The organism is Streptococcus sp. 517s, assembly GCF_054445985.1.
The window spans coordinates 361,817-384,266 of the sequence record NZ_CM136847.1 but is presented as its reverse complement, the minus strand read 5'-3'; the positions used below and the strand labels follow the sequence as shown (position 1 = coordinate 384,266).

General features: G+C 43.1%; 19 protein-coding genes, 2 tRNA genes and 2 rRNA genes. 2 read left to right on the top strand and 21 right to left on the bottom strand.

Annotated features, from left to right (window positions below):
• Positions 1 to 46: 46 nt before the first annotated feature.
• The 5 genes from ACVX3R_RS02060 to rlmD all read right to left on the bottom strand — a co-directional run bounded on the left by ACVX3R_RS02060 (position 47) and on the right by rlmD (position 6,479).
• Positions 47 to 2,948 (bottom strand): 23S ribosomal RNA (locus tag ACVX3R_RS02060).
• A 123-nt stretch (positions 2,949 to 3,071) separates the two neighbouring features.
• A tRNA-Ala gene (locus tag ACVX3R_RS02055) sits at positions 3,072 to 3,144 on the bottom strand.
• Positions 3,145 to 3,195: 51 nt separating this feature from the next.
• Positions 3,196 to 4,743: ribosomal RNA gene (locus ACVX3R_RS02050) — 16S ribosomal RNA — on the bottom strand.
• The 16S and 23S rRNA genes sit together here with 2 tRNA genes alongside, the layout of an rRNA operon.
• Before the next feature lie 234 nt (positions 4,744 to 4,977).
• Positions 4,978 to 5,049: transfer RNA gene (locus ACVX3R_RS02045), tRNA-Glu, on the bottom strand.
• A 59-nt stretch (positions 5,050 to 5,108) separates the two neighbouring features.
• Complete coding sequence (gene rlmD / locus ACVX3R_RS02040; RefSeq protein WP_458795283.1) at positions 5,109 to 6,479, bottom strand: 23S rRNA (uracil(1939)-C(5))-methyltransferase RlmD; 1,371 nt, start codon at positions 6,477 to 6,479, stop codon at positions 5,109 to 5,111.
• A 37-nt stretch (positions 6,480 to 6,516) separates the two neighbouring features.
• On the opposite strand from rlmD, the gene recX reads away from it, so the two are divergent.
• Entirely contained in the window at positions 6,517 to 7,293 is a 777-nt protein-coding gene (gene recX / locus ACVX3R_RS02035) for a recombination regulator RecX (RefSeq protein ID WP_458795282.1), read from the top strand.
• 88 nt (positions 7,294 to 7,381) lie between these two features.
• Positions 7,382 to 7,915 carry a nucleoside tri-diphosphate phosphatase gene (ntdP, locus tag ACVX3R_RS02030; RefSeq protein ID WP_000775318.1) on the top strand — a complete coding sequence of 178 codons (534 nt, stop codon included), beginning with the start codon at positions 7,382 to 7,384 and terminating at the stop codon, positions 7,913 to 7,915.
• Positions 7,916 to 7,984: 69 nt separating this feature from the next.
• Here ntdP and ACVX3R_RS02025 read toward each other — a convergent pair whose 3' ends face one another.
• The 16 genes from ACVX3R_RS02025 to ACVX3R_RS01950 all read right to left on the bottom strand — a co-directional run bounded on the left by ACVX3R_RS02025 (position 7,985) and on the right by ACVX3R_RS01950 (position 22,447).
• On the bottom strand, positions 7,985 to 8,752 hold the full coding sequence (locus ACVX3R_RS02025; RefSeq protein WP_458795281.1) for an epoxyqueuosine reductase QueH: 768 nt from the start codon (positions 8,750 to 8,752) through the stop codon (positions 7,985 to 7,987).
• 125 nt (positions 8,753 to 8,877) lie between these two features.
• Positions 8,878 to 10,500 carry a chaperonin GroEL gene (groL, locus tag ACVX3R_RS02020; protein WP_000031559.1) on the bottom strand — a complete coding sequence of 541 codons (1,623 nt, stop codon included), beginning with the start codon at positions 10,498 to 10,500 and terminating at the stop codon, positions 8,878 to 8,880.
• 15 nt (positions 10,501 to 10,515) lie between these two features.
• Positions 10,516 to 10,800 (bottom strand): co-chaperone GroES, encoded by a 285-nt coding sequence (gene groES, locus ACVX3R_RS02015; RefSeq protein WP_000917326.1) that lies wholly within the window; start codon positions 10,798 to 10,800, stop codon positions 10,516 to 10,518.
• Between the two features lie 354 nt (positions 10,801 to 11,154).
• Positions 11,155 to 11,550, bottom strand: coding sequence for a single-stranded DNA-binding protein (locus ACVX3R_RS02010; protein WP_000282437.1), 396 nt, complete (start codon positions 11,548 to 11,550; stop codon positions 11,155 to 11,157).
• 77 nt (positions 11,551 to 11,627) lie between these two features.
• Positions 11,628 to 12,389, bottom strand: coding sequence for an SDR family NAD(P)-dependent oxidoreductase (locus tag ACVX3R_RS02005; protein ID WP_458795280.1), 762 nt, complete (start codon positions 12,387 to 12,389; stop codon positions 11,628 to 11,630).
• Positions 12,390 to 12,430: 41 nt separating this feature from the next.
• Complete coding sequence (gene ytpR, locus ACVX3R_RS02000; protein ID WP_458795279.1) at positions 12,431 to 13,057, bottom strand: YtpR family tRNA-binding protein; 627 nt, start codon at positions 13,055 to 13,057, stop codon at positions 12,431 to 12,433.
• A gap of 14 nt (positions 13,058 to 13,071) precedes the next feature.
• Positions 13,072 to 13,389, bottom strand: coding sequence for a thioredoxin family protein (locus ACVX3R_RS01995; protein WP_458795278.1), 318 nt, complete (start codon positions 13,387 to 13,389; stop codon positions 13,072 to 13,074).
• Entirely contained in the window at positions 13,386 to 13,685 is a 300-nt protein-coding gene (locus ACVX3R_RS01990; protein ID WP_458795277.1) for a DUF4651 domain-containing protein, read from the bottom strand. Before ACVX3R_RS01990 ends, ACVX3R_RS01995 begins: the two co-directional genes overlap by 4 nt.
• Positions 13,686 to 13,848: 163 nt before the next feature.
• On the bottom strand, positions 13,849 to 15,456 hold the full coding sequence (locus tag ACVX3R_RS01985; protein WP_268710731.1) for a CTP synthase: 1,608 nt from the start codon (positions 15,454 to 15,456) through the stop codon (positions 13,849 to 13,851).
• 316 nt (positions 15,457 to 15,772) lie between these two features.
• Positions 15,773 to 16,363 (bottom strand): DNA-directed RNA polymerase subunit delta, encoded by a 591-nt coding sequence (rpoE, locus tag ACVX3R_RS01980; protein ID WP_000418415.1) that lies wholly within the window; start codon positions 16,361 to 16,363, stop codon positions 15,773 to 15,775.
• Between the two features lie 402 nt (positions 16,364 to 16,765).
• Entirely contained in the window at positions 16,766 to 17,590 is an 825-nt protein-coding gene (locus ACVX3R_RS01975) for a hypothetical protein (RefSeq protein ID WP_458795276.1), read from the bottom strand.
• A 44-nt stretch (positions 17,591 to 17,634) separates the two neighbouring features.
• The gene (locus tag ACVX3R_RS01970) at positions 17,635 to 20,283 is read right to left on the bottom strand and encodes a valine--tRNA ligase (protein WP_458795275.1); all 2,649 of its coding nucleotides are present in this window, start codon (positions 20,281 to 20,283) and stop codon (positions 17,635 to 17,637) included.
• A gap of 13 nt (positions 20,284 to 20,296) precedes the next feature.
• Entirely contained in the window at positions 20,297 to 20,848 is a 552-nt protein-coding gene (locus ACVX3R_RS01965; protein WP_001037589.1) for a hypothetical protein, read from the bottom strand.
• Positions 20,841 to 21,422, bottom strand: a complete 582-nt coding sequence (locus tag ACVX3R_RS01960; protein WP_458795274.1) for a GNAT family N-acetyltransferase — start codon at positions 21,420 to 21,422, stop codon at positions 20,841 to 20,843. Before ACVX3R_RS01960 ends, ACVX3R_RS01965 begins: the two co-directional genes overlap by 8 nt.
• A gap of 277 nt (positions 21,423 to 21,699) precedes the next feature.
• On the bottom strand, positions 21,700 to 22,095 hold the full coding sequence (locus ACVX3R_RS01955; protein WP_458795273.1) for a helix-hairpin-helix domain-containing protein: 396 nt from the start codon (positions 22,093 to 22,095) through the stop codon (positions 21,700 to 21,702).
• A gap of 97 nt (positions 22,096 to 22,192) precedes the next feature.
• Positions 22,193 to 22,447 (bottom strand): DUF1912 family protein, encoded by a 255-nt coding sequence (locus ACVX3R_RS01950; RefSeq protein ID WP_000119707.1) that lies wholly within the window; start codon positions 22,445 to 22,447, stop codon positions 22,193 to 22,195.
• Between the last annotated feature and the right edge of the window lie 3 nt (positions 22,448 to 22,450).

Below are 22,450 nucleotides of genomic sequence, written 5' to 3'. Positions count from 1 at the left end.
TCTATCAAATATCAAGTAAACCTCACACTTCGTATCCTCAGTTACTTTGGATAAGTCCTCGAGCTATTAGTATTAGTCCGCTACATGTGTCGCCACACTTCCACTTCTAACCTATCTACCTGATCATCTCTCAGGGCTCTTACTGATATATAATCATGGGAAATCTCATCTTGAGGTGGGTTTCACACTTAGATGCTTTCAGCGTTTATCCCTTCCCTACATAGCTACCCAGCGATGCCTTTGGCAAGACAACTGGTACACCAGCGGTAAGTCCACTCTGGTCCTCTCGTACTAGGAGCAGATCCTCTCAAATTTCCTACGCCCGCGACGGATAGGGACCGAACTGTCTCACGACGTTCTGAACCCAGCTCGCGTGCCGCTTTAATGGGCGAACAGCCCAACCCTTGGGACCGACTACAGCCCCAGGATGCGACGAGCCGACATCGAGGTGCCAAACCTCCCCGTCGATGTGAACTCTTGGGGGAGATAAGCCTGTTATCCCCAGGGTAGCTTTTATCCGTTGAGCGATGGCCCTTCCATACGGAACCACCGGATCACTAAGCCCGACTTTCGTCCCTGCTCGAGTTGTTGCTCTCGCAGTCAAGCTCCCTTATACCTTTACACTCTGCGAATGATTTCCAACCATTCTGAGGGAACCTTTGGGCGCCTCCGTTACCTTTTAGGAGGCGACCGCCCCAGTCAAACTGCCCGTCAGACACTGTCTCCGATAGGGATCACCTATCCGGGTTAGAGTGGCCATAACACAAGGGTAGTATCCCAACAACGTCTCCTTCGAAACTGGCGTCCCGATCTCTTAGACTCCTACCTATCCTGTACATGTGGTACAGACACTCAATATCAAACTGCAGTAAAGCTCCATGGGGTCTTTCCGTCCTGTCGCGGGTAACCTGCATCTTCACAGGTACTAAAATTTCACCGAGTCTCTCGTTGAGACAGTGCCCAAATCATTACGCCTTTCGTGCGGGTCGGAACTTACCCGACAAGGAATTTCGCTACCTTAGGACCGTTATAGTTACGGCCGCCGTTTACTGGGGCTTCAATTCATACCTTCGAGTTACCTCTAAGCACTCCTCTTAACCTTCCAGCACCGGGCAGGCGTCACCCCCTATACATCATCTTACGATTTAGCAGAGAGCTGTGTTTTTGATAAACAGTTGCTTGGGCCTATTCACTGCGGCTGACCTAAAGTCAGCACCCCTTCTCCCGAAGTTACGGGGTCATTTTGCCGAGTTCCTTAACGAGAGTTCTCTCGCTCACCTGAGGCTACTCGCCTCGACTACCTGTGTCGGTTTGCGGTACGGGTAGAGTATGTTTAACGCTAGAAGCTTTTCTTGGCAGTGTGACGTCACTAACTTCGCTACTAAACTTCGCTCCCCATCACAGCTCAATGTTATAGAATTAAGCATTTGACTCAATTCACACCTCACTGCTTAGACAGACTCTTCCATTCGTCTGCTTTAGTTAGCCTACTGCGTCCCTCCATCACTACATACTCTAGTACAGGAATATCAACCTGTTGTCCATCGGATACACCTTTCGGTCTCTCCTTAGGTCCCGACTAACCCAGGGCGGACGAGCCTTCCCCTGGAAACCTTAGTCTTACGGTGGACAGGATTCTCACCTGTCTTTCGCTACTCATACCGGCATTCTCACTTCTATGCGTTCCAGCGCTCCTCACGGTACACCTTCTCCACACATAGAACGCTCTCCTACCATACCTATAAAGGTATCCACAGCTTCGGTAAATTGTTTTAGCCCCGGTACATTTTCGGCGCAGGGTCACTCGACTAGTGAGCTATTACGCACTCTTTGAATGAATAGCTGCTTCTAAGCTAACATCCTAGTTGTCTGTGCAACCCCACATCCTTTTCCACTTAACAATTATTTTGGGACCTTAGCTGGTGGTCTGGGCTGTTTCCCTTTCGACTACGGATCTTAGCACTCGCAGTCTGACTGCCGACCATAATTCTTTGGCATTCGGAGTTTATCTGAGATTGGTAATCCGGGATGGACCCCTCACCCAAACAGTGCTCTACCTCCAAGAATCTTGATGTCGACGCTAGCCCTAAAGCTATTTCGGAGAGAACCAGCTATCTCCAAGTTCGTTTGGAATTTCTCCGCTACCCACAAGTCATCCAAGCACTTTTCAACGTGCCCTGGTTCGGTCCTCCAGTGCGTCTTACCGCACCTTCAACCTGCTCATGGGTAGGTCACATGGTTTCGGGTCTACGACATGATACTAATGCGCCCTATTCAGACTCGGTTTCCCTACGGCTCCGTCTCTTCAACTTAACCTCGCATCATATCGTAACTCGCCGGTTCATTCTACAAAAGGCACGCTCTCACCCATTAACGGGCTCGAACTTGTTGTAGGCACACGGTTTCAGGTTCTATTTCACTCCCCTCCCGGGGTGCTTTTCACCTTTCCCTCACGGTACTGGTTCACTATCGGTCACTAGGGAGTATTTAGGGTTGGGAGATGGTCCTCCCAGATTCCGACGGGATTTCTCGTGTCCCGCCGTACTCAGGATACTGCTAGGTACAAAGACTATTTTAAATACGAGGCTATTACTCTCTTTGGCTGATCTTCCCAAATCATTCTTCTATAATCTTTGAGTCCACATTGCAGTCCTACAACCCCGAAGAGTAAACTCTTCGGTTTGCCCTCCTGCCGTTTCGCTCGCCGCTACTAAGGCAATCGCTTTTGCTTTCTCTTCCTGCAGCTACTTAGATGTTTCAGTTCACTGCGTCTTCCTCCTCACATCCTTAACAGATGTGGGTAACAGGTAGTACCTGTTGGGTTCCCCCATTCGGAAATCCCTGGATCATCGCTTACTTACAGCTACCCAAGGCATATCGTCGTTTGTCACGTCCTTCTTCGGCTCCTAGTGCCAAGGCATCCACCGTGCGCCCTTATTAACTTAACCTTATTTTCTGACCTTTCAGTCAGTAACTCTTATTAATACTACAGCGTTTCGGTTTATTTTCTTGTTACTATTTGATATAGATATTCAATTTTCAATGTGCATTACTTGGTGATCTCTCACCAATGGAGCCTAGCGGGATCGAACCGCTGACCTCCTGCGTGCAAAGCAGGCGCTCTCCCAGCTGAGCTAAGGCCCCACAAGACCTCTCAAGACTAAACAAGACCAATGCGCAGTTCCTTATCCTTAGAAAGGAGGTGATCCAGCCGCACCTTCCGATACGGCTACCTTGTTACGACTTCACCCCAATCATCTATCCCACCTTAGGCGGCTGGCTCCAAATGGTTACCTCACCGACTTCGGGTGTTACAAACTCTCGTGGTGTGACGGGCGGTGTGTACAAGGCCCGGGAACGTATTCACCGCGGCGTGCTGATCCGCGATTACTAGCGATTCCGACTTCATGTAGGCGAGTTGCAGCCTACAATCCGAACTGAGACTGGCTTTAAGAGATTAGCTTGCCGTCACCGGCTTGCGACTCGTTGTACCAGCCATTGTAGCACGTGTGTAGCCCAGGTCATAAGGGGCATGATGATTTGACGTCATCCCCACCTTCCTCCGGTTTATTACCGGCAGTCTCGCTAGAGTGCCCAACTAAATGATGGCAACTAACAATAGGGGTTGCGCTCGTTGCGGGACTTAACCCAACATCTCACGACACGAGCTGACGACAACCATGCACCACCTGTCACCTCTGTCCCGAAGGAAAACTCTATCTCTAGAGCGGTCAGAGGGATGTCAAGACCTGGTAAGGTTCTTCGCGTTGCTTCGAATTAAACCACATGCTCCACCGCTTGTGCGGGCCCCCGTCAATTCCTTTGAGTTTCAACCTTGCGGTCGTACTCCCCAGGCGGAGTGCTTAATGCGTTAGCTGCGGCACTAAACCCCGGAAAGGGTCTAACACCTAGCACTCATCGTTTACGGCGTGGACTACCAGGGTATCTAATCCTGTTTGCTCCCCACGCTTTCGAGCCTCAGCGTCAGTTACAAGCCAGAGAGCCGCTTTCGCCACCGGTGTTCCTCCATATATCTACGCATTTCACCGCTACACATGGAATTCCACTCTCCCCTCTTGCACTCAAGTTAAACAGTTTCCAAAGCGTACTATGGTTAAGCCACAGCCTTTAACTTCAGACTTATCTAACCGCCTGCGCTCGCTTTACGCCCAATAAATCCGGACAACGCTCGGGACCTACGTATTACCGCGGCTGCTGGCACGTAGTTAGCCGTCCCTTTCTGGTAAGATACCGTCACAGTGTGAACTTTCCACTCTCACACTCGTTCTTCTCTTACAACAGAGCTTTACGATCCGAAAACCTTCTTCACTCACGCGGCGTTGCTCGGTCAGACTTCCGTCCATTGCCGAAGATTCCCTACTGCTGCCTCCCGTAGGAGTCTGGGCCGTGTCTCAGTCCCAGTGTGGCCGATCACCCTCTCAGGTCGGCTATGTATCGTCGCCTTGGTGAGCCGTTACCCCACCAACTAGCTAATACAACGCAGGTCCATCTGGTAGTGATGCATTTGCACCTTTCAATGGATTATCATGCGATAATCCATTTTATGCGGTATTAGCTATCGTTTCCAATAGTTATCCCCCGCTACCAGGCAGGTTACCTACGCGTTACTCACCCGTTCGCAACTCATCCAAGAAGAGCAAGCTCCTCTCTTCAGCGTTCTACTTGCATGTATTAGGCACGCCGCCAGCGTTCGTCCTGAGCCAGGATCAAACTCTCGTTAAAAGTTTGAGTTCTCACTCATTTCTGTCACTGACAGATTTATTGTTTTTTCATTGTTCAGTACTATAACCTTAGTTATAGTGCCCTGCACATTGGTTCGTCTTGTTCAGTTTTCAAAGGTCTTTGTCACTCAATCTCTCTCAAGCGACAACTATATTAGTATATCACAGCTGCTGACCTATGTCAACACTTTTTTGAAACTTTTTTTTACTTTTTTTCTCACCTGTGATACACTCATAGTCCGTACGGGATTCGAACCCGTGTTACCGCCGTGAAAAGGCGGTGTCTTAACCCCTTGACCAACGGACCTTGAGCTTTTCAACTCTTTCTATTATACCTACTTTTCCTACTTTGTCAAGATCTTTTTTTCAGTGAATTTGATTTTTTCTTTTCTTCACTAACTTAACAACTGCTTCTGTCCGTGCAGTGTGGGGAAACATATCAACTGACTGGATATACTGGAGATCATAGACTTTTACCAGTTTAACTAAATCTCGCGCTAAGGTCGAAACATTGCAGGATACATAGACCATTTTTTCTGGAACATAGGTCAGGATGGTATCCAACAGCTTATCATCTAAGCCTGTACGAGGAGGGTCAACTATCAAGGCATCTGCTCGGTAGCCTTCTTGATACCAGCGTGGAATAATCTCTTCTGCTGTTCCCGCTTCATAATGGGTATTGTCAAATCCCATTTTTTTAGCATTTCGCTTAGCATCTTCTATGGCTTCTGGAATAATATCCATCCCTCTGAGACTCTTGACCTTATTTGCGAAGGCAAATCCGATCGTCCCAACACCGCAATAGGCATCAATCAGATGCTCCTCTTTGCTGACATCCAGTGCCTTAACTGCTTCACTATAGAGAATTTCTGTCTGCTCAGGATTAAGCTGATAGAAAGCTCGAGGGGAGAGAGAAAACTCATAGTCGAGTACTCCTTCTTGAATACTCTCTTGGCCCCAGATAATTTCCGTCTTTTCACCATAGATTTCACTTGTTTTTGCTGTATTTGTATTGACTGCAACTGTGACAACTTCTGGAAAATCTTTAACTAAGTCTCTTACCAGCTGGGTTAAATTAAGCTGGCGATTCGTGACAATGATTATCTGAACTTGCCCCGTTTTTCTTGCTCGACGTACCATGATAGTGCGAACGCCGAGCGTTTTTCTCTCATCGGTGATGGGGATTTGGTGGTAAGTAAGAAGTTCAGCTAGGCGATTAGCAATCACTTGGGTTTCCTTATCTTGCACCAAGCAGTCTTTCAACTCTACGAGGTAATGAGAGTTTTGCGCATACAAACCTGCCTTGACCTGATTTTTAAATTTTCGAGTCTGAAATTGCAACTTAGCACGGTAGTACTTTGGTTCCTGCATTCCGATAGTTGGACGGATTTCATAGTTTTCATATCCCGCAGGAGCGAATTTTTTCAGGGCTTGGTGAAGCAGATCCGTTTTGAACTCTAACTGTTTATCATAGTGGAGGTGCATGATTTGGCAACCACCACATTCATTATAAATCGTACAAGTTGGTACGACTCGAAATTTAGACTTCTTATTAACCTTTAGTAATTTGGCTTCAACAAAGTTACGTTTAATAGAAGTAATCTGACAATAGATATCTTCTCCTTTGAGGGCGCCAGGCACAAAAACGAGAGTTTTCTGGTAGAAGCCGATTCCCTCACCATTGATGCCCATCCGCTTGATTTTTAAAGGTATTTTTTGTTTGACTTTCAGATTCATACCCCTATCTTATCACATTTTAGGGTATAATAGAACTATGAAAATCACAAAACTTGAAAAGAAAAAACGTCTCTACTTGATGGAGTTAGATGTGCAGCAAACCTCTTATATCACGGAAGATACCATTGTCCGTTTTATGTTGTCTAAAGATAAGGTCATTAGCACAGAAGAATTGACCGAGGTACAGGACTTTGCTCAGTTTTCTTATGGTAAGAATCTCGCCCTCTACCATCTATCATTTAAAGCTCGAACCGAAAAGGAAGTTCGTGAGTATCTGAAAAAGTATGATCTTGATGAAAAAATCACTAGTCAAGTTATCGCTAATCTTAAAGAAGATAACTGGATTAATGATCATCAGTATGCCTACTCTATCATCAATGCCAATCAACTTTCTGGAGATAAGGGGCCCTATGTGCTAGCTCAAAAACTGTCTCAAAAAGGGATTGCCAAATCAACTATTGAAGAGGTTTTAAAGAATTTTGATTTTTCAGAGGTTGCTCAACGTGTTGCAGAAAAACTGCTTAAAAAATACAATGGAAAGCTTCCTGCTCGTGCCTTGCAAGATAAGATCATTCAAAGCTTGACGAACAAAGGCTTCTCCTATTCTGATGCAAAAAGTGCCTTTGATAACTTGGATAGTCAAGTTGACCAAGAAACGACTCAGGAACTCATTTTCAAAGAACTAGACAAACAATATACTAAATACGCTCGCAAATATGAAGGTTACGAACTAAAGCAACGTTTGACTCAAGTTTTGGCTAGAAAGGGCTATGATTTTTCGGATATAGCAAGCGCTCTCAGAGAATATCTTTAACATTTTCATGTAAAATTCAAAAAAATTAGACCAATTTATGATATAATAGTAAACGATAAACTTATAAATTGTAGAAAGTTGGTTAGTTATGAAACTTCCAAAAGAAGGCGACTTTATTACAATTCAAAGTTATAAGCATGATGGGAGTCTTCACCGTACTTGGCGGGACACCATGGTACTAAAAACAACAGAGAACGCCATTATCGGCGTCAACGACCACACACTTGTTACCGAAAGTGACGGTCGTCGTTGGGTGACTCGAGAACCGGCTATTGTTTACTTTCACAAAAAATATTGGTTTAATATCATTGCTATGATTCGCGATAATGGGATTTCCTACTATTGCAATATGGCAAGTCCTTACTATCTTGATGAAGAAGCCCTGAAATACATTGATTATGATTTGGATGTCAAGGTTTTCACTGATGGTGAAAAGCGTCTCTTGGACGTTGAAGAATATGAACGCCATAAACGCAAAATGAAGTATTCGGATGATTTAGACTATATTTTGAAAGAGCATGTTAAAATCCTTGTTGATTGGATCAACAATGGTCGCGGTCCTTTCTCAGAGGCCTATGTCAACATTTGGTACAAACGCTACATAGAACTAAAGAATCGGTAAAGTTGTCAAACCGGGGTGAGAGCCCTGGTTTTTTATTTGAAAAACCCAGTCTGGAAGCTGGGTTAATTGCTATATATCTAATTTAGTGACAGTAAACTTGATATGGGAATAGTCTTTTTCAACATCCTTATCCAACAAGAAAGCCGTGGCATCCTTCTTAACCTGAACAAGATCAATGTTCTGGGCTTGAGCTGCATAGACGCATCCACAATAACATTGACGATAGATATCATACTCCTCGCACATCTCTACCGAGCGCTTGTAGCCTTGATTTTTCTTGAAATCACTTGGAAGATAGTGGGTTGTGTAAATCTTTTGCACATCGATTCCGATGCTGTTGATGGTTTGAGAATTCTTATGAGGACTGATGGTCAAGGCTGAACCAAAGTAGTCAAAGCCCAAGTCCATAGCTACCTGTGCTGTTTTGTCCAAACGGTAGTCAAAACAAACCTTGCAACGGTCGCCGCCTTCTGGTTCTTCTTCCAGTCCTCTGACTAACTTCCGGTATTCATTTGGTTCATAAGGCGCTTCTATATACTGGACCGTATTTCCTGTTCGCTCATTGAAATCACTGACAAATTTCTTGGTGACGTAAGCTCGCTTGTGGTATTCTGCCTTGGGATGGATATTGGAATTGGCAAAATAGATAGTCACATCAGCGTATTTTGTCAGGTATTCTAGGGTGTAGGTACTACAAGGAGCACAGCAAACATGCATGAGAATAGTGGGACGTTCCTCATTTTTTTCCCAAACCTGAACCATTTTCTGCATGACACGGTCATAATTAATCTTCTGATTGGGATTCATCTTGCTCAGAATTTCTTCTACATCGATCATGTTCTTCTCCTTTTTCTAGTCTTATTTTATCATATAAGTTAGGAGAGCTCAATCCAATTTAGAAGTGATTATCATAAAAAGAAGGGATATGTATTCCCTTCTTTTGTGTTTTTTATAAGTTACTTTTACATCATCCCGCCCATCATGCTTGGATCCATTGCTGGAGCTGGGGCTGCTGGTTCCGGTTTATTGGCTACGACTGCTTCTGTTGTCAAAATCAAGCTGGCTACAGAGGCTGCATTTTGAAGGGCTGAACGGCTCACTTTAACTGGGTCGATGATTCCTTCTTCAATCATGTTGACCCATTCGCCAGTTGCTGCGTTGAAGCCTGTACCAACTTCAGCATTTTTCAAACGGTCAATAACAATAGAACCTTCGAATCCTGCATTGTGGGCAATTTGACGAACAGGTTCTTCCAAGGCACGGAGAACAATATTGCGTCCTGTCGCTTCATCTCCTGTCAATTCCAAATCAGCAACAGCTGGGATGACATTTACAAGAGCTGTTCCACCACCTGCAACGATTCCTTCTTCCACGGCTGCACGAGTAGCGTTAAGGGCATCTTCAATGCGGAGTTTCATTTCTTTCAACTCAGTTTCAGTTGCAGCACCGACCTTGATCACTGCGACACCACCTGACAATTTTGCCAAGCGTTCTTGCAATTTTTCGCGGTCAAATTCAGATGTTGTAGTTTCAATTTGAGACTTGATAACTGCAACACGGTGAGAAATAGCTTCAGGATTTCCAGCACCTTCTACGATAACAGTGCTATCTTTGTCCACAGTTACTCTAGCAGCTTGACCAAGCGCCTCAATAGTAGCGTCTTTCAACTCAAGACCAAGATCTTCTGTGATGACTGTTCCGCCTGTCAAGATAGCGATGTCTTCTAACATAGCCTTACGACGGTCACCAAAGCCAGGTGCTTTAACAGCTACGACATTGAAGGTTCCACGAATCTTGTTCAATACAAGAGTCGGAAGAGCTTCACCATCTACATCATCCGCAATAATCAAGAGTGGACGATTGCTTTGGAGAATGCTTTCTAGAAGTGGCAAGATTTCTTGAATATTGGAAATCTTCTTGTCAGTAATCAAAATATATGGATTTTCAAGGTCCGCCACCATTTTTTCGCTATCTGTCACCATGTACTGCGATAGGTAACCGCGGTCGAACTGCATTCCTTCAACAACTTCAAGTTCTGTTTCCATACCACGTGATTCTTCAATAGTGATGACACCATCTTTACCAACTTTTTCCATGGCTTCAGAAATGTATTCACCGACTTTCTCAGAACGAGAAGATACGGCAGCAACCTGAGCGATGGCTTCTTTATTAGCAACTGGAATGGCATTGTTTTTCAAGGCTTCTACAGCTGCGGCAACTGCTGCTTCAATCCCACGACGAATGCCGATTGGATTAGCACCTGCTGTGACGTTTTTGATTCCTTCGCGGACGATTGCTTGAGTCAAAACAGTTGCAGTTGTTGTTCCGTCACCTGCAATATCATTTGTTTTTGAAGCTACTTCTGATACCAATTTGGCACCCATATTTTCAAAATGGTCTTCTAATTCAATTTCTTTGGCAATAGTAACACCGTCATTGGTAATCAATGGTGAGCCAAATGATTTTTCAAGAACGACATTACGACCCTTTGGTCCTAAGGTTACTTTAACTGTGTCCGCTAGGATATCGACACCACGGACCATCGCTGAACGAGCATCAGATGAAAATTTAATTTCTTTTGACATACTTACTTTCTCCTTCTATTCTTCAATGATTGCCAAGATGTTGGCTTCGCCTACGATAATGTACTTTTCATCGCCATCTTTGACATCAATACCTGCATGAGCTTCAACTAAGACACGGTCCCCAGGCTTAACGCTTGGAGCAACCAAGTCACCGTTCAAGGTACGAACACCTTGTCCAGTAGCTACAACTTGGGCTGTTTTTGTTTTTTCTTGGGCTGAGCCTGCAAGGACAAAGCCTCCAACAGTTTGTTCTTTTTCTTCGATTTTCAAGACCACACGGTCTCCTAATGGTTTCAACATCTGCTTTCCTCCATGATAAACTACATATTATTAGCACTCTTTATGACTGAGTGCTAATTTATAGTTCTATTGTATCACTTGGTCAGAAATAGTCAAGAAAAAAGTCTGACTTTCTCAATATAAAAAAGCCTGAGACCAACTCAGACTTTTCAATGTTTCTACTCAATGAAAATCAAAGATCAAACTAGGAAGCTAGCCACAGGTTGCTCAAAGCACTGCTTTGAGGTTGTAGATAGAACTGACGAAGTCAGCTCAAAACATGGTTTTGAGGTTGTAGATAAGATTGACGAAGTCAGCTACCTATACCTACAGCAAGGTGAAGCTGACGTGGTTTGAAGAGATTTTCGAAGAGTATTAAAATGGCAATTCTTCCTCTTCCAAGACCAAATCTGCCAAATCCTGTCCTGCATTATTTTCACGCATGGCACGTTGGGCACGGCTTTCCAAGAGTTGGAATCCTGTGACAAGGACTTCGGTCACATAATTCATCTGGCCATTTTTCTCAAAACGACGGGTACGAAGTTCCCCATCTACTGAAATGAGGCTTCCTTTGGTCGCGTAACTTGCCAATGTTTCAGCCAATTTTCCCCAAAGAACCAAATTGACAAAATCAGCTTCACGTTCACCATTTTGGTCTTTGTAACGACGGTTCACAGCGATAGTTGCTCGCGCTACTGACTTGTCATTGTTGGTTTTGTGCAATTCTGGTGTAGACGTCAAGCGTCCGATAAGAATAACTTTATTATACATATTTTCTTCCTCCTACTTATCTATTCGTAAGGAATCAAAAAAAGTTACAAAAATTTGTAACTTTTCGAGAAAATTTTTTATTTTTTATGCACCATGAAACCTGTCGCCTGTTGATTGGCCATAATAGTCATATCTGTAATCTGCACACGACGAGGCTGACTGGTCACATAGACAACAGTGTCTGCGATGTCTTGTGCTTGCAGAGCTTCGATTCCCTGATAGACGGTAGCAGCACGCTCTTTGTCACCGTGGAAACGTACCGCAGAAAAATCTGTTTCGACAATTCCTGGCTGAATAGTGGTCACCTTGATGTCTGTCGCAATGGTATCAATTCGCAAACCATCTGAAAAGGTTTTAACTGCCGCCTTGGTGGCTGAGTAAACTGCTGCCCCAGCATAGGCATAGATTCCTGCGGTCGATCCCATGTTGATAATATGACCCTGATTCGCTTTTACCATTGCTGGCAAGAAACAGCGAGTAACTGCCATCAAACCCTTGACATTGGTATCCAACATGGTCAGCATATCCAACTCTTCGTAGTCTTGATAGGGAGCCAAGCCAAGAGCTAGTCCGGCATTATTGACCAAGATATCAATCTGCCCTATCGTTTCCAAAATATCGGAGCAGACAGTCTTGACCATAGTCATATCCGTCACATCCAGTGGAAAGGTCCAAACTGTTTGATTTGGAAAAGTTTCTGCAAACTCTGACTTGAGGACCACTAGTCTGTCTGTCCGTCGCCCTGTTAGAACGACATTCTCCCCCTGCTCCAGATAAGCACGCGCAATCGCTTCACCGATTCCTGAGGTCGCTCCTGTAATCACTACATTTTTCGCCATCTTATCTCCCTCTATCTGATCTATCAAATACCGACAATTTCCTAGGCAGTCCAGTGTTTGGCTGGGTCAAATGGAGTTCCGACAACTTGGTCTTCTGATAATTCAATAACCCCACGTTTTTGCGGAGCATTTGGTAGATGCAATTCACGAGGGCTACACATCATGCCAAAACTCTTTTCACCACGAAGCTCGCCTGGAAAAATGAGATTGCCTTTTGGCATCATCGCTCCAGGAAGAGCTACAATGGTTTTCAACCCAACACGCGCATTAGGTGCTCCTGCCACGATTTGCACTGTCTTATCACTTGCAACGGCCACTTGACAGATGTTGAGGTGGTCACTATCTGGATGAGCTACCATCTCGACAATCTCACCGACAACAAACTTTGGTTCCTTATCATTAACAATTTCTTCTGTAAAGCCTTCCGCCTGCAACTCTTGGTTCAAACGTGCTACTTGCTCATCTGATAAAAAGACTTGACCACGCTCTGCAATTTCAAACAAACTTGAAACTTCGAAAATATTCCAAGCTACCGTTTCACCATTTTCTTTGAGGAAAACACGGGCAACCTTGCCTTTGCGCTCCACGTCCAACTTGGCATCACCACTATTTTTCACGATGATCATAAGGACATCGCCAACATGCTCTTTGTTATATGTAAAAATCATTCTTTCCTTTTCTCCTATTTCAGTCCTGCTAAAAAGTCGTTAATTTCTTCCTTGCTTTTACGGTCGCGATTGACAAAACGGCCGATTTCCTTGTCCTTTTCTAGCACAACAAGGCTAGGAATGCCGTACACATCCCAGAGTTTGGCCAGATCCAGATACTGGTCTCGGTCCACTCGAATAAAGGTGAACTCTGGATTGGTCTCCTCAATCTCTGGCAAGAATGGATAGATATAACGACAATCGCCACACCAGTCTGCCACAAAAAGGAAGACCTTCTTGCCATCTTGCTCGACAAAACCTGCTAGTTCTTCTATACTATTGGGAGTAATCATAAGACTTCCTCCTCATAGACCAGGTCTTCATTTTCATAGACAAAGGTATAATGACGGCCATCCTCGAAAATGACTCCTCCGACAAGTCGCTCTAGGCTACCTTCGTAGACTTGAACATAGAGAGTCGCAATCTCACCCATATCTGAGAAAAGTTCGCGCACGATAGCGGTCAACTCTTCTTGAGACTTCATGAGTTTGTGGTTATCTGCTGCTTTTTTAGCCCCTAAAACAAGGGCACTTAGACCAGCCACAGTCAAGCCAGTCATCCATAATTTCTTAGCTTTCATACCATTCATTGTAACACAAAAAGGGCTCTAGGACAAATAGGGAAGCCGAATACGAGCAAGGAAAATCTCTTCCCCCAGTGAGTCTAATTCTTATTGCCAAGCGCCTGAGTTAGCAAGACTTTTCTAAATGAATAAAAAACCTCTGAGATTCTTCTCAAAGGTTCGAATTTTGCTAATTACTGTTCTCAACTGCTGCGGTGACAAAGGCAGTGTAGAGTTCTTCTGGACGGTTTGGACGGCTGGAAAGTTCAGGGTGATACTGACAAGCTACAAAGAATTTATTTTCAGGAATTTCCACGATTTCTACCAAACGATTATCAGGTGAAACTCCTGAAAAGACAAAGCCTGCTGCTTCAAACTGTTCACGAAAGGCGTTGTTAAACTCATAACGGTGACGGTGACGGCGTTGCACCACTTCTTGATTATGATAAGCAGCTGCTGCCTTAGAACCACGTTTCAACTTAGATGGATAAAGTCCCAAACGAAGGGTTCCACCCATATCCTCAACATCAACCTGGTCACGCATGATATCGATGATAGGGTATTTTGTATCTGGTGCAAGTTCTGCAGAATTGGCACCTTCAAGCCCTAAAACGTGACGAGCAAACTCGATACAAGTCAACTGCATTCCCAAGCAGACTCCCAACATTGGAACATCATTTTCACGCGCATAACGGATGGCTTGGATTTTCCCTTCCGTACCACGTTGGCCAAAACCTCCTGGTACGATGATTCCGTCCGCATCAGACAAGAGCTCTGCTACATTCTCTGCTGTCACATCATTGGCATTGATCCAATTAATCTTCACTTCTGCGTCGTTGGCATAACCAGAGTGTTTCAAGGCTTCGACCACTGAGATGTAGGCATCTTGCAACTCCACATACTTACCAACGAGGGAAATCTTGACTTGTTTATTGAGGTTCATAACCTTGTCCACCATGGCTGACCACTCAGTCATATCCGCTACTGGTGCGTCTAGTTTCAAATGGTCACAGACAATTTGGTCCATGCCTTGTGCCTGCAAATTCAATGGAATTTGGTAAAGGTGTTCGACATCCAAAGATTCGATAACAGCTTCTGGTGCCACATCACAGAACTGTGCTAGTTTATTTTTAATTCCCTGACCAGCTGGTTTCTCCGTACGAATAACCAACATATTTGGCTGGATTCCCAAACCACGCAGTTCTTTTACAGAATGCTGAGTTGGCTTGGTCTTCATCTCACCAGCAGCCTTGAGGTAAGGAAGCAAGGTTGTATGGATATACATGACATTATCTGCACCCACATCTGCCTTCATCTGACGAAGGGCCTCTAGAAATGGCAAGGACTCGATATCCCCAACGGTTCCACCAACCTCTGTGATAATGACATCCGAATCAGTCGTTACAGCAGCACGCTTGATTTTTTCTTTCAAAGCATCTGTGATATGAGGAATGACTTGAACAGTTGCCCCAAGGTACTCACCACGGCGTTCCTTGCGAAGAACTTCACTGTAAATTTTACCAGTTGTCACGTTGGAATATTTGTTGAGGTTGATATCGATGAAACGTTCATAGTGACCCAAGTCCAAATCTGTCTCAGCCCCATCATCTGTCACAAAGACTTCCCCGTGCTGGTAAGGACTCATGGTTCCCGGATCGATATTGATATAAGGGTCAAACTTCTGAATAGTCACTTTTAGACCACGATTTTTCAAGAGACGCCCCAGACTTGCTGCGACAATCCCTTTCCCAATAGACGATACCACACCACCAGTTACAAAAATATATTTCGTAGACATAGATTCCTCTTTCTAAAATGCTCAAGGCCTTGTTAACTACAAGGGGACATCGAAAACAAGACCCTTATGAATAACGACTTTTCAAGAAAACTTCCTGAAAAACAAAAATAGCTCCCTAGTAACTAGGGAGCCCCGACCTCTAAAAGAGGTGCCCGAACAATATGATACCTTAAAGCAGAACATTTGTCAACCCGAATCGGTAAAACCTGAAAATAAGAAGATTACTTTCAGAAAACCAACTAAAAATCCGCATCCAAACGGACAACACGCTCAAGCAACAAAAAAGGAGATCAGGCAATCTCCTCTGTGAAGTCTTTTACTCTTCTTCACTCGTTTCAGCGTCATCGTCTGAAAACTCATCGTCTTCTTCGTTAAGATCCACGTCTTCACCCAAGTCATCAGGGGCAATTTCGTTGATTTCTGCATCATAAGCTTCCACTTCATTTTTCTCATCATCTGGATTTTCATCATCATATGAAAGGGCTGGGTCTGCTTCGTATGCATCTTCGTCTTCTGGATCATCTGCATTGTAGTCAATGGCATCTGAATCACCATCCATGAAGGCATTGACACGTTTTTTCTTAGCTTTTGGTGCCACTTCATCGTCATCACTTTCTTCAAGAGCGATGATTTCTTCATCGATTTCGTCTACACCATACCATGAACGAAGCCCCCATTTGTTGTCTCCAAGAGAGATGAAGCTACCGTCAAAGTTCAACTCTGTGTAGAACAAAGGCAAAGCTTCGCGGATATCGCTGTTTGATGTTCCAAGGTAGTTTTGAATTTCGTTTACAAGATCGCTAAAATGCATCTCATGATCGCGACCACGAAGTTCCAAGATAGCACGCGCTACCTCAATCATAGATAGTTCACTTTTTTCTTGCCCAGCAAATACTTCTAATTCCAAAGCGTTTCTCCTCATTTTTACTACTATCGCCAGAGTGAACAGACTCTGACCTCATTTTATCATGTACTCTTTATTGTACGATAATTTTGCGGAATAGTCAAAGGTTAAATGAGAGAAAGTGACAGGACTTTTTATTTCTTTGCTACCCAGCCGATGGCATCGCTTGGTGGATTGGTACGGGCATGAATTGCCTGAGTTTGTTATATAGTAAACTGATTTCTAAAATATTAATCTTTCTAATACGACATAAAGGATAATTTAAAAATAGAAAATCTAATTTATAAAGCAATTACGGCTAATTTTATATTTTTCAATCTTTTATTCACGACTATCATATTCATTAGTAAGTATTATTCAATTATACTAATACCCAAAAGAAATTCATAAAATAATAGTTTCTTATTATCTAAATACCATTTTTACTATAAAAATAAGTATTGGAGCAATAACTGTACTTATGGAAGAGAGAGAATTGACAAGTTTTGTTTGTATTTTAGAATCGTATACTGAAATTAAACTATGTAATCTTACAATCAAAATATTTAAACTAAAGAATAATGGGAATAGAACAACCAAGGCAACAATTATAGAAATAAATACTGAGAGACTAGATAAAATAATAGGATACTTCAAAAACTGTATAAAACCTTGCTTAATCTCTGAATAAGTAAATAAATATAAAAAGATAGCTACTGTAAATCCTAAAGTATTGATAATGTTTTGCTTATCTAGTAAATACTTAATAACTACTAAAACAATATAGATTAAAATCATTAACAACATTTGCTTTAAAGTTGTATCAAACGATAAAACTAGATTATTTTTTATTATATTTACTTCCAAAATCGAGGATATATTTTTAAAATCACTTGAAATGTTATTAATTATATTGAAAATAAAAACAACTAAAATAATCCAAAGAGATGCTTTGTATAACTTGTTTGATAAAAATTTTTTATCTTCTAATCTCTCCTTCTCAAATTTTTCAAGTTCATTCTTTAATTCTATATTTATGGTCTGTGGGTTATTAATTTGTATATAACCATTTTGAATACTTACGTCCTTGAAATCAAAATTTGAATTATTTTGATAATTATAATTAGATACAATAGACTCTATCTGTTTTTTATCACTAAAGTCACTTTTTATTTGCCATAAAAATGATAAGACAGGTATCCCATATGTAACAAAAACCGTTATTATTTTTAATATATTTTCAAAATTCATTCTGATTTTTCTTCTCTTTTCAAAACGTATTACAAGGATTCACATCAAACCAACTTCTTCATCTCATCAATACGTGCTACGGTCGCATCGTACTTAGCTTGATAGTCGGCTTGTTTGTCGCGTTCTTTTTGGACGACTTCTGGTTTGGCGTTGGCTACGAAGCGTTCGTTAGAGAGCTTCTTACCGACCATATCCAGTTCTTTTTGCCATTTAGCGAGTTCCTTGTCGAGACGAGCCAATTCTTCTTCGACATTGAGGAGGTCTGCCAGTGGCAGGTAGATTTCTGCTCCTGTGATGACGCTTGACATAGCGAGTTCAGGTGCAGGGATGGTTGATGCGATCTCCAAGTGTTCTGGATTTGTGAAGCGTTTGATGTAGTTGACATTGCTGTTAAAGAAGGCTTCCAAGTCGCTATCGCTTGTCTTCACAAGGATGGTGATTGGCTTGCTTGAAGCTACGTTTACCTCCGCACGCGCATTACGAACGGCACGGATCAAGTCTTTGAGGCTTTCCACACCAGTGTGAGCCGAAAGGTCTTCAAAGGCTGGGTTAACAGTTGGGTATTCTGCTGTAACGATAGAGCCTTCTGAGATTTGTCCAAAGATTTCCTCTGTCACGAATGGCATGATTGGGTGAAGGAGACGAAGGATCTTGTCCAAGGTGTAAAGAAGAACAGAACGTGTGATGACTTTTTCATCTTCGTTATCGCTATAAAGGACTTCCTTGGTCAACTCAACGTACCAGTCCGCAAACTCGTCCCAGATGAAGTTGTAGAGGATATGTCCAGCTACACCAAACTCAAACTTGGCAAAGTTTTCAGTAACTTTTCCGATAGTTTCATTGAGATTGTGGAGAATCCAGCGGTCAGTGACGTTTCCAGCTTCCTTGTTGGCAACTTTTTCGACATTAGCTGTTGCTTGCTCAAGTGTCAAACCTTCATTGTTCATGAGAATGTAGCGAGAGATGTTCCAAATCTTGTTAATGAAGTTCCAAGACGCATCCATTTTCTCGTAAGAGAAGCGCACGTCTTGACCAGGTGCAGAACCGTTTGAAAGGAACCAACGAAGGGCATCGGCACCATATTTCTCGATAACATCCATTGGGTCAATCCCGTTACCCAGAGATTTAGACATCTTGCGTCCTTGCTCGTCACGGATAAGACCGTGGATAAGGACGTTTTGGAATGGTTGACGACCTGTGAATTCCAATGATTGGAAGATCATACGAGACACCCAGAAGAAGATGATGTCGTAACCTGTTACCAAGGTTGAAGTCGGGAAGTAACGTTTGAAGTCTTCTGAGTCGACATCCGGCCAGCCCATGGTTGAGAATGGCCAAAGGGCAGAACTGAACCACGTATCCAAGACATCTTCGTCCTGAGTCCATCCGTCGCCTTCTGGAGCTTCTTCACCGACGTACATTTCACCCTCAGCATTGTACCAAGCAGGGATTTGGTGACCCCACCAGAGCTGACGTGAGATTACCCAGTCGTGGACATTTTCCATCCATTGGAGGAAGGTATCGTTGAAACGAGGAGGGTAGAATTCTACCTTGTCCTCTGTGTCTTGGTTGGCAATAGCATTCTTGGCCAATTGGTCCATCTTGACAAACCATTGCGTAGACAAGCGAGGCTCAACCACAACGCCTGTACGTTCTGAGTGACCAACACTGTGGACACGTTTTTCGATTTTAACGAGGGCACCGATTTCTTCCAACTTAGCAACGACTGCCTTACGAGCTTCAAAACGATCCATACCTGCAAATTCGAAGGCCAAGTCATTCATCGTTCCGTCGTCGTTCATGACGTTGACTTGTGGCAAGTTGTGTCGTTGACCAACCAAGAAGTCGTTTGGATCATGGGCAGGTGTGATTTTCACGACACCAGTACCAAACTCTGGATCAGCGTGCTCATCTCCAACGATTGGAATCAATTTATTAGCGATTGGAAGGATGACATTTTTACCAATCAAGTCCTTGTAGCGTGGGTCTTCTGGATTGACTGCAACCGCAACGTCCCCAAACATGGTCTCAGGACGAGTTGTCGCAACTTCAAGGGCACGTGAACCGTCTTCTAGCATGTAGTTCATGTGGTAGAAGGCACCTTCGACATCCTTGTGGATGACCTCGATATCAGAAAGGGCTGTGCGAGCTGCTGGGTCCCAGTTGATGATAAACTCACCACGGTAGATCCAGCCTTTCTTGTACAGGTCTACAAAGACCTTGCGAACGGCTTTTGACAAACCTTCGTCAAGGGTGAAACGCTCGCGAGAGTAGTCTACAGAGAGACCCATCTTGCCCCATTGTTCCTTGATAGTCGTCGCATACTCGTCTTTCCATTCCCAGACTTTGTCCAGGAACTTCTCACGGCCGAGGTCATAACGGCTAATGCCCTCGCCACGCAAGCGCTCCTCAACCTTAGCTTGAGTTGCAATACCCGCGTGGTCCATCCCTGGAAGCCAAAGCGTATCAAAACCTTGCATACGTTTTTGACGGATGATGATATCCTGAAGAGTCGTATCCCAAGCATGACCAAGGTGGAGTTTACCAGTTACGTTTGGTGGTGGAATCACGATAGAGTAAGGCTTAGCCTTTTGATCGCCTGAAGGTTTGAAAACATCTTCGTCAAGCCATTTTTGGTAACGACCAGCCTCAACCTCGGCTGGATTGTATTTAGGTGAAAGTTCTTTAGACATGTGTGTTCTCCTTTTATGATTTTAAAAAATCTACGTTCTTTGTATACATAGAATTAAACATTTTTTCACTTGTTAAAAAATTATACAGTAAATTTTTCATTTCCAAATATTCTTTTTCTCCAAACATGAACCAATCTGTGTCATCATCATCATATTTAATTTCAATATGTACTCGGTTTCTTAACTTTCTGAAATCATCCAATTTATCTAAATCATTATCACTAAGACTTAATGGATTTTTTTCTCGAAATTCATTTAATAATTTTTCTCCAAATTTATTATTATTAGTTCTGTCTTGCATTATTACCTCAATTACAGATATCGAAGTAATAATGAAATTTTTCCATATCATTTTTTTCATTAAATCATCCAAAACAAGTTCATCTAATTGAATTTTCAAAAATTCTAGATATCTTAAACTATAAGCGATATTACGCTTTGTTTTCTTGGATGATAAAAATAAACCACTATTTACAACGTGAGAAAACTCATCTACTTTTGTTACATAATATCTTTCTTTAGGATGGAGTTTTTCTACTTTTAACATTGTTTTTAATTTATTCATTTTGACTATTTTCCTTTCTAGTCTCCCACTCACTCCTCAGCAAGCCATATATCAGACTGTCACAGCGATTTCCTTGGGCATCTTTGCGGTCTCTTATGCGAGCTTCGAGGGTAAAGCCAAGTTTCTCTGCAACTCGTTGACTTTGAAGGTTATACCCAAAGCAAGTCAGTTCAATCTTGTGAAGATCAAGTTCTTTAAAAGCTAGGTCAATCAAGGCACGTGCCGCCTCTGGAACATAACCTAGACCCCAATAGTCTGGGTGCAAGGTATAGCCAATCTCCAGCACATCGTCTTCGTGTCGATGAGGAAAATCAACAGAGCCGATGATTGTATCAGTTCCTTTGACCACAATGCCGTAACCAGCTGGGAGATTGTCTTTTTCATTACGTTCGGGAAGAATATGCTCCAGATAATAAATCTCATCTTCCAAGGTCTTGACGGGCGGAAAGCCTGCTGGGTAGGAAACTTCTGGCCTACTGGCATAGTCAAAGATATCCACAACATCAGCCACGGTACGGACTCGTAGGATAAGTCGCTCCGTTTCGATTCGTTCAGATAATGCTGCTCTTGTCATTCTTCTTCCTCGCCTTCTACAAAAAATCGCCCCTGCCATCTACATGACAGGGACGAATGTGCTTATCCGCGGTACCACCCAATTTCGGGCAGATGCCCGCAACTCTTGTCTTTAAAACAAAAAGACAATATTATTTCATTTTTATCCATCAGCAACCAGTTTTGACACATTTGTGGACTTCTCAGCACCGCCACTTTCTGTAAAATGTGGGATCCAAAACACCTCTGATGGCTCTATTGTAGCAAGTTTTTCTCGGAAATGCAAGGCTCAAGAAAGATTACTTGAAGCTGATTCCGTGCTCTTTTAATTTCTTGATGGTAGCTGGGCCGATTCCTTTCAAGGCAAGGAGTTCTTTTTCCGTCCAGTTTTTAAAATCAGCAGCTGATTTGATGCCTTCATCATAGAAAGTCTTAGCACGATCTACTGAGAGACCGCCCAAAGTCGCTGCGAAATCTTCTACTGAACTGGCTACTTTTTGAGCTTGTTCCTTAGTCGCTTCTACTGCTTGTTCCACTTTTTTAGAGACAACTTTTCCTGCTTCGCTGGCAGATTTTTCTGCGTGTTTCACGACTTTCTTGGTCTCTTCTACAACCTCGGTCACCGTACTTGAAAATGCACCTGAGCGACGAAGGCTATTTCGCAATTGTTTTTTACGTTGGAGTTTCTTTGACATGATAAAATCCTTTCAATAAAAAATCCCTGCTCTGACAAGGATTTAATAGAGATATTCTATCAAGATTTTGGCAAAAAATCAAGAAAGTATCTGAATTTTAATAGTTTCGCTCACCAAACAATCCCTCTGGCAAGTCATGGAATCCCTTGCCCGCCTTGAAATTTTCAAACTTACCAAGCAAGAACTGATAAGCATCCAAGCGACTTTCGTAGCGAATCATGGCATCTTTGGCACGCTCGTCTTGGTCTTCCTCGTAGACTTTTTGACTTTCCTTATGCGCCATATCGTTGATCATGATCTGGGTATTGACCCAGGCTTCAAATTCCTTCATAAATTCCTGTTCGTAACTCATTGA

Excerpts from the sequence above, each read along its gene's own strand:
- ACVX3R_RS01960 (WP_458795274.1), bottom strand. The coding sequence starts at position 21,422 with ATGACAAGAGCAGCATTATCTGAACGAATCGAAACGGAGCGACTTATC.
- ACVX3R_RS02025 (WP_458795281.1), bottom strand. The coding sequence starts at position 8,752 with ATGATCGATGTAGAAGAAATTCTGAGCAAGATGAATCCCAATCAGAAG.
- ACVX3R_RS01995 (WP_458795278.1), bottom strand. The coding sequence starts at position 13,389 with ATGATTACTCCCAATAGTATAGAAGAACTAGCAGGTTTTGTCGAGCAA.
- ACVX3R_RS01955 (WP_458795273.1), bottom strand. The coding sequence starts at position 22,095 with ATGTCAAAGAAACTCCAACGTAAAAAACAATTGCGAAATAGCCTTCGT.
- ACVX3R_RS01965 (WP_001037589.1), bottom strand. The coding sequence starts at position 20,848 with ATGAATAAATTAAAAACAATGTTAAAAGTAGAAAAACTCCATCCTAAA.
- groES (WP_000917326.1), bottom strand. The coding sequence starts at position 10,800 with ATGTTGAAACCATTAGGAGACCGTGTGGTCTTGAAAATCGAAGAAAAA.
- ACVX3R_RS01985 (WP_268710731.1), bottom strand. The coding sequence starts at position 15,456 with ATGTCTACGAAATATATTTTTGTAACTGGTGGTGTGGTATCGTCTATT.
- ytpR (WP_458795279.1), bottom strand. The coding sequence starts at position 13,057 with ATGATTTTTACATATAACAAAGAGCATGTTGGCGATGTCCTTATGATC.
- ACVX3R_RS01950 (WP_000119707.1), bottom strand. The coding sequence starts at position 22,447 with ATGAGTTACGAACAGGAATTTATGAAGGAATTTGAAGCCTGGGTCAAT.
- rlmD (WP_458795283.1), bottom strand. The coding sequence starts at position 6,479 with ATGAATCTGAAAGTCAAACAAAAAATACCTTTAAAAATCAAGCGGATG.
- ACVX3R_RS02005 (WP_458795280.1), bottom strand. The coding sequence starts at position 12,389 with ATGGCGAAAAATGTAGTGATTACAGGAGCGACCTCAGGAATCGGTGAA.
- ACVX3R_RS01975 (WP_458795276.1), bottom strand. The coding sequence starts at position 17,590 with ATGAATTTTGAAAATATATTAAAAATAATAACGGTTTTTGTTACATAT.
- ACVX3R_RS01990 (WP_458795277.1), bottom strand. The coding sequence starts at position 13,685 with ATGAATGGTATGAAAGCTAAGAAATTATGGATGACTGGCTTGACTGTG.
- recX (WP_458795282.1), top strand. The coding sequence starts at position 6,517 with ATGAAAATCACAAAACTTGAAAAGAAAAAACGTCTCTACTTGATGGAG.
- ACVX3R_RS01970 (WP_458795275.1), bottom strand. The coding sequence starts at position 20,283 with ATGTCTAAAGAACTTTCACCTAAATACAATCCAGCCGAGGTTGAGGCT.
- ACVX3R_RS02010 (WP_000282437.1), bottom strand. The coding sequence starts at position 11,550 with ATGTATAATAAAGTTATTCTTATCGGACGCTTGACGTCTACACCAGAA.
- groL (WP_000031559.1), bottom strand. The coding sequence starts at position 10,500 with ATGTCAAAAGAAATTAAATTTTCATCTGATGCTCGTTCAGCGATGGTC.
- ntdP (WP_000775318.1), top strand. The coding sequence starts at position 7,382 with ATGAAACTTCCAAAAGAAGGCGACTTTATTACAATTCAAAGTTATAAG.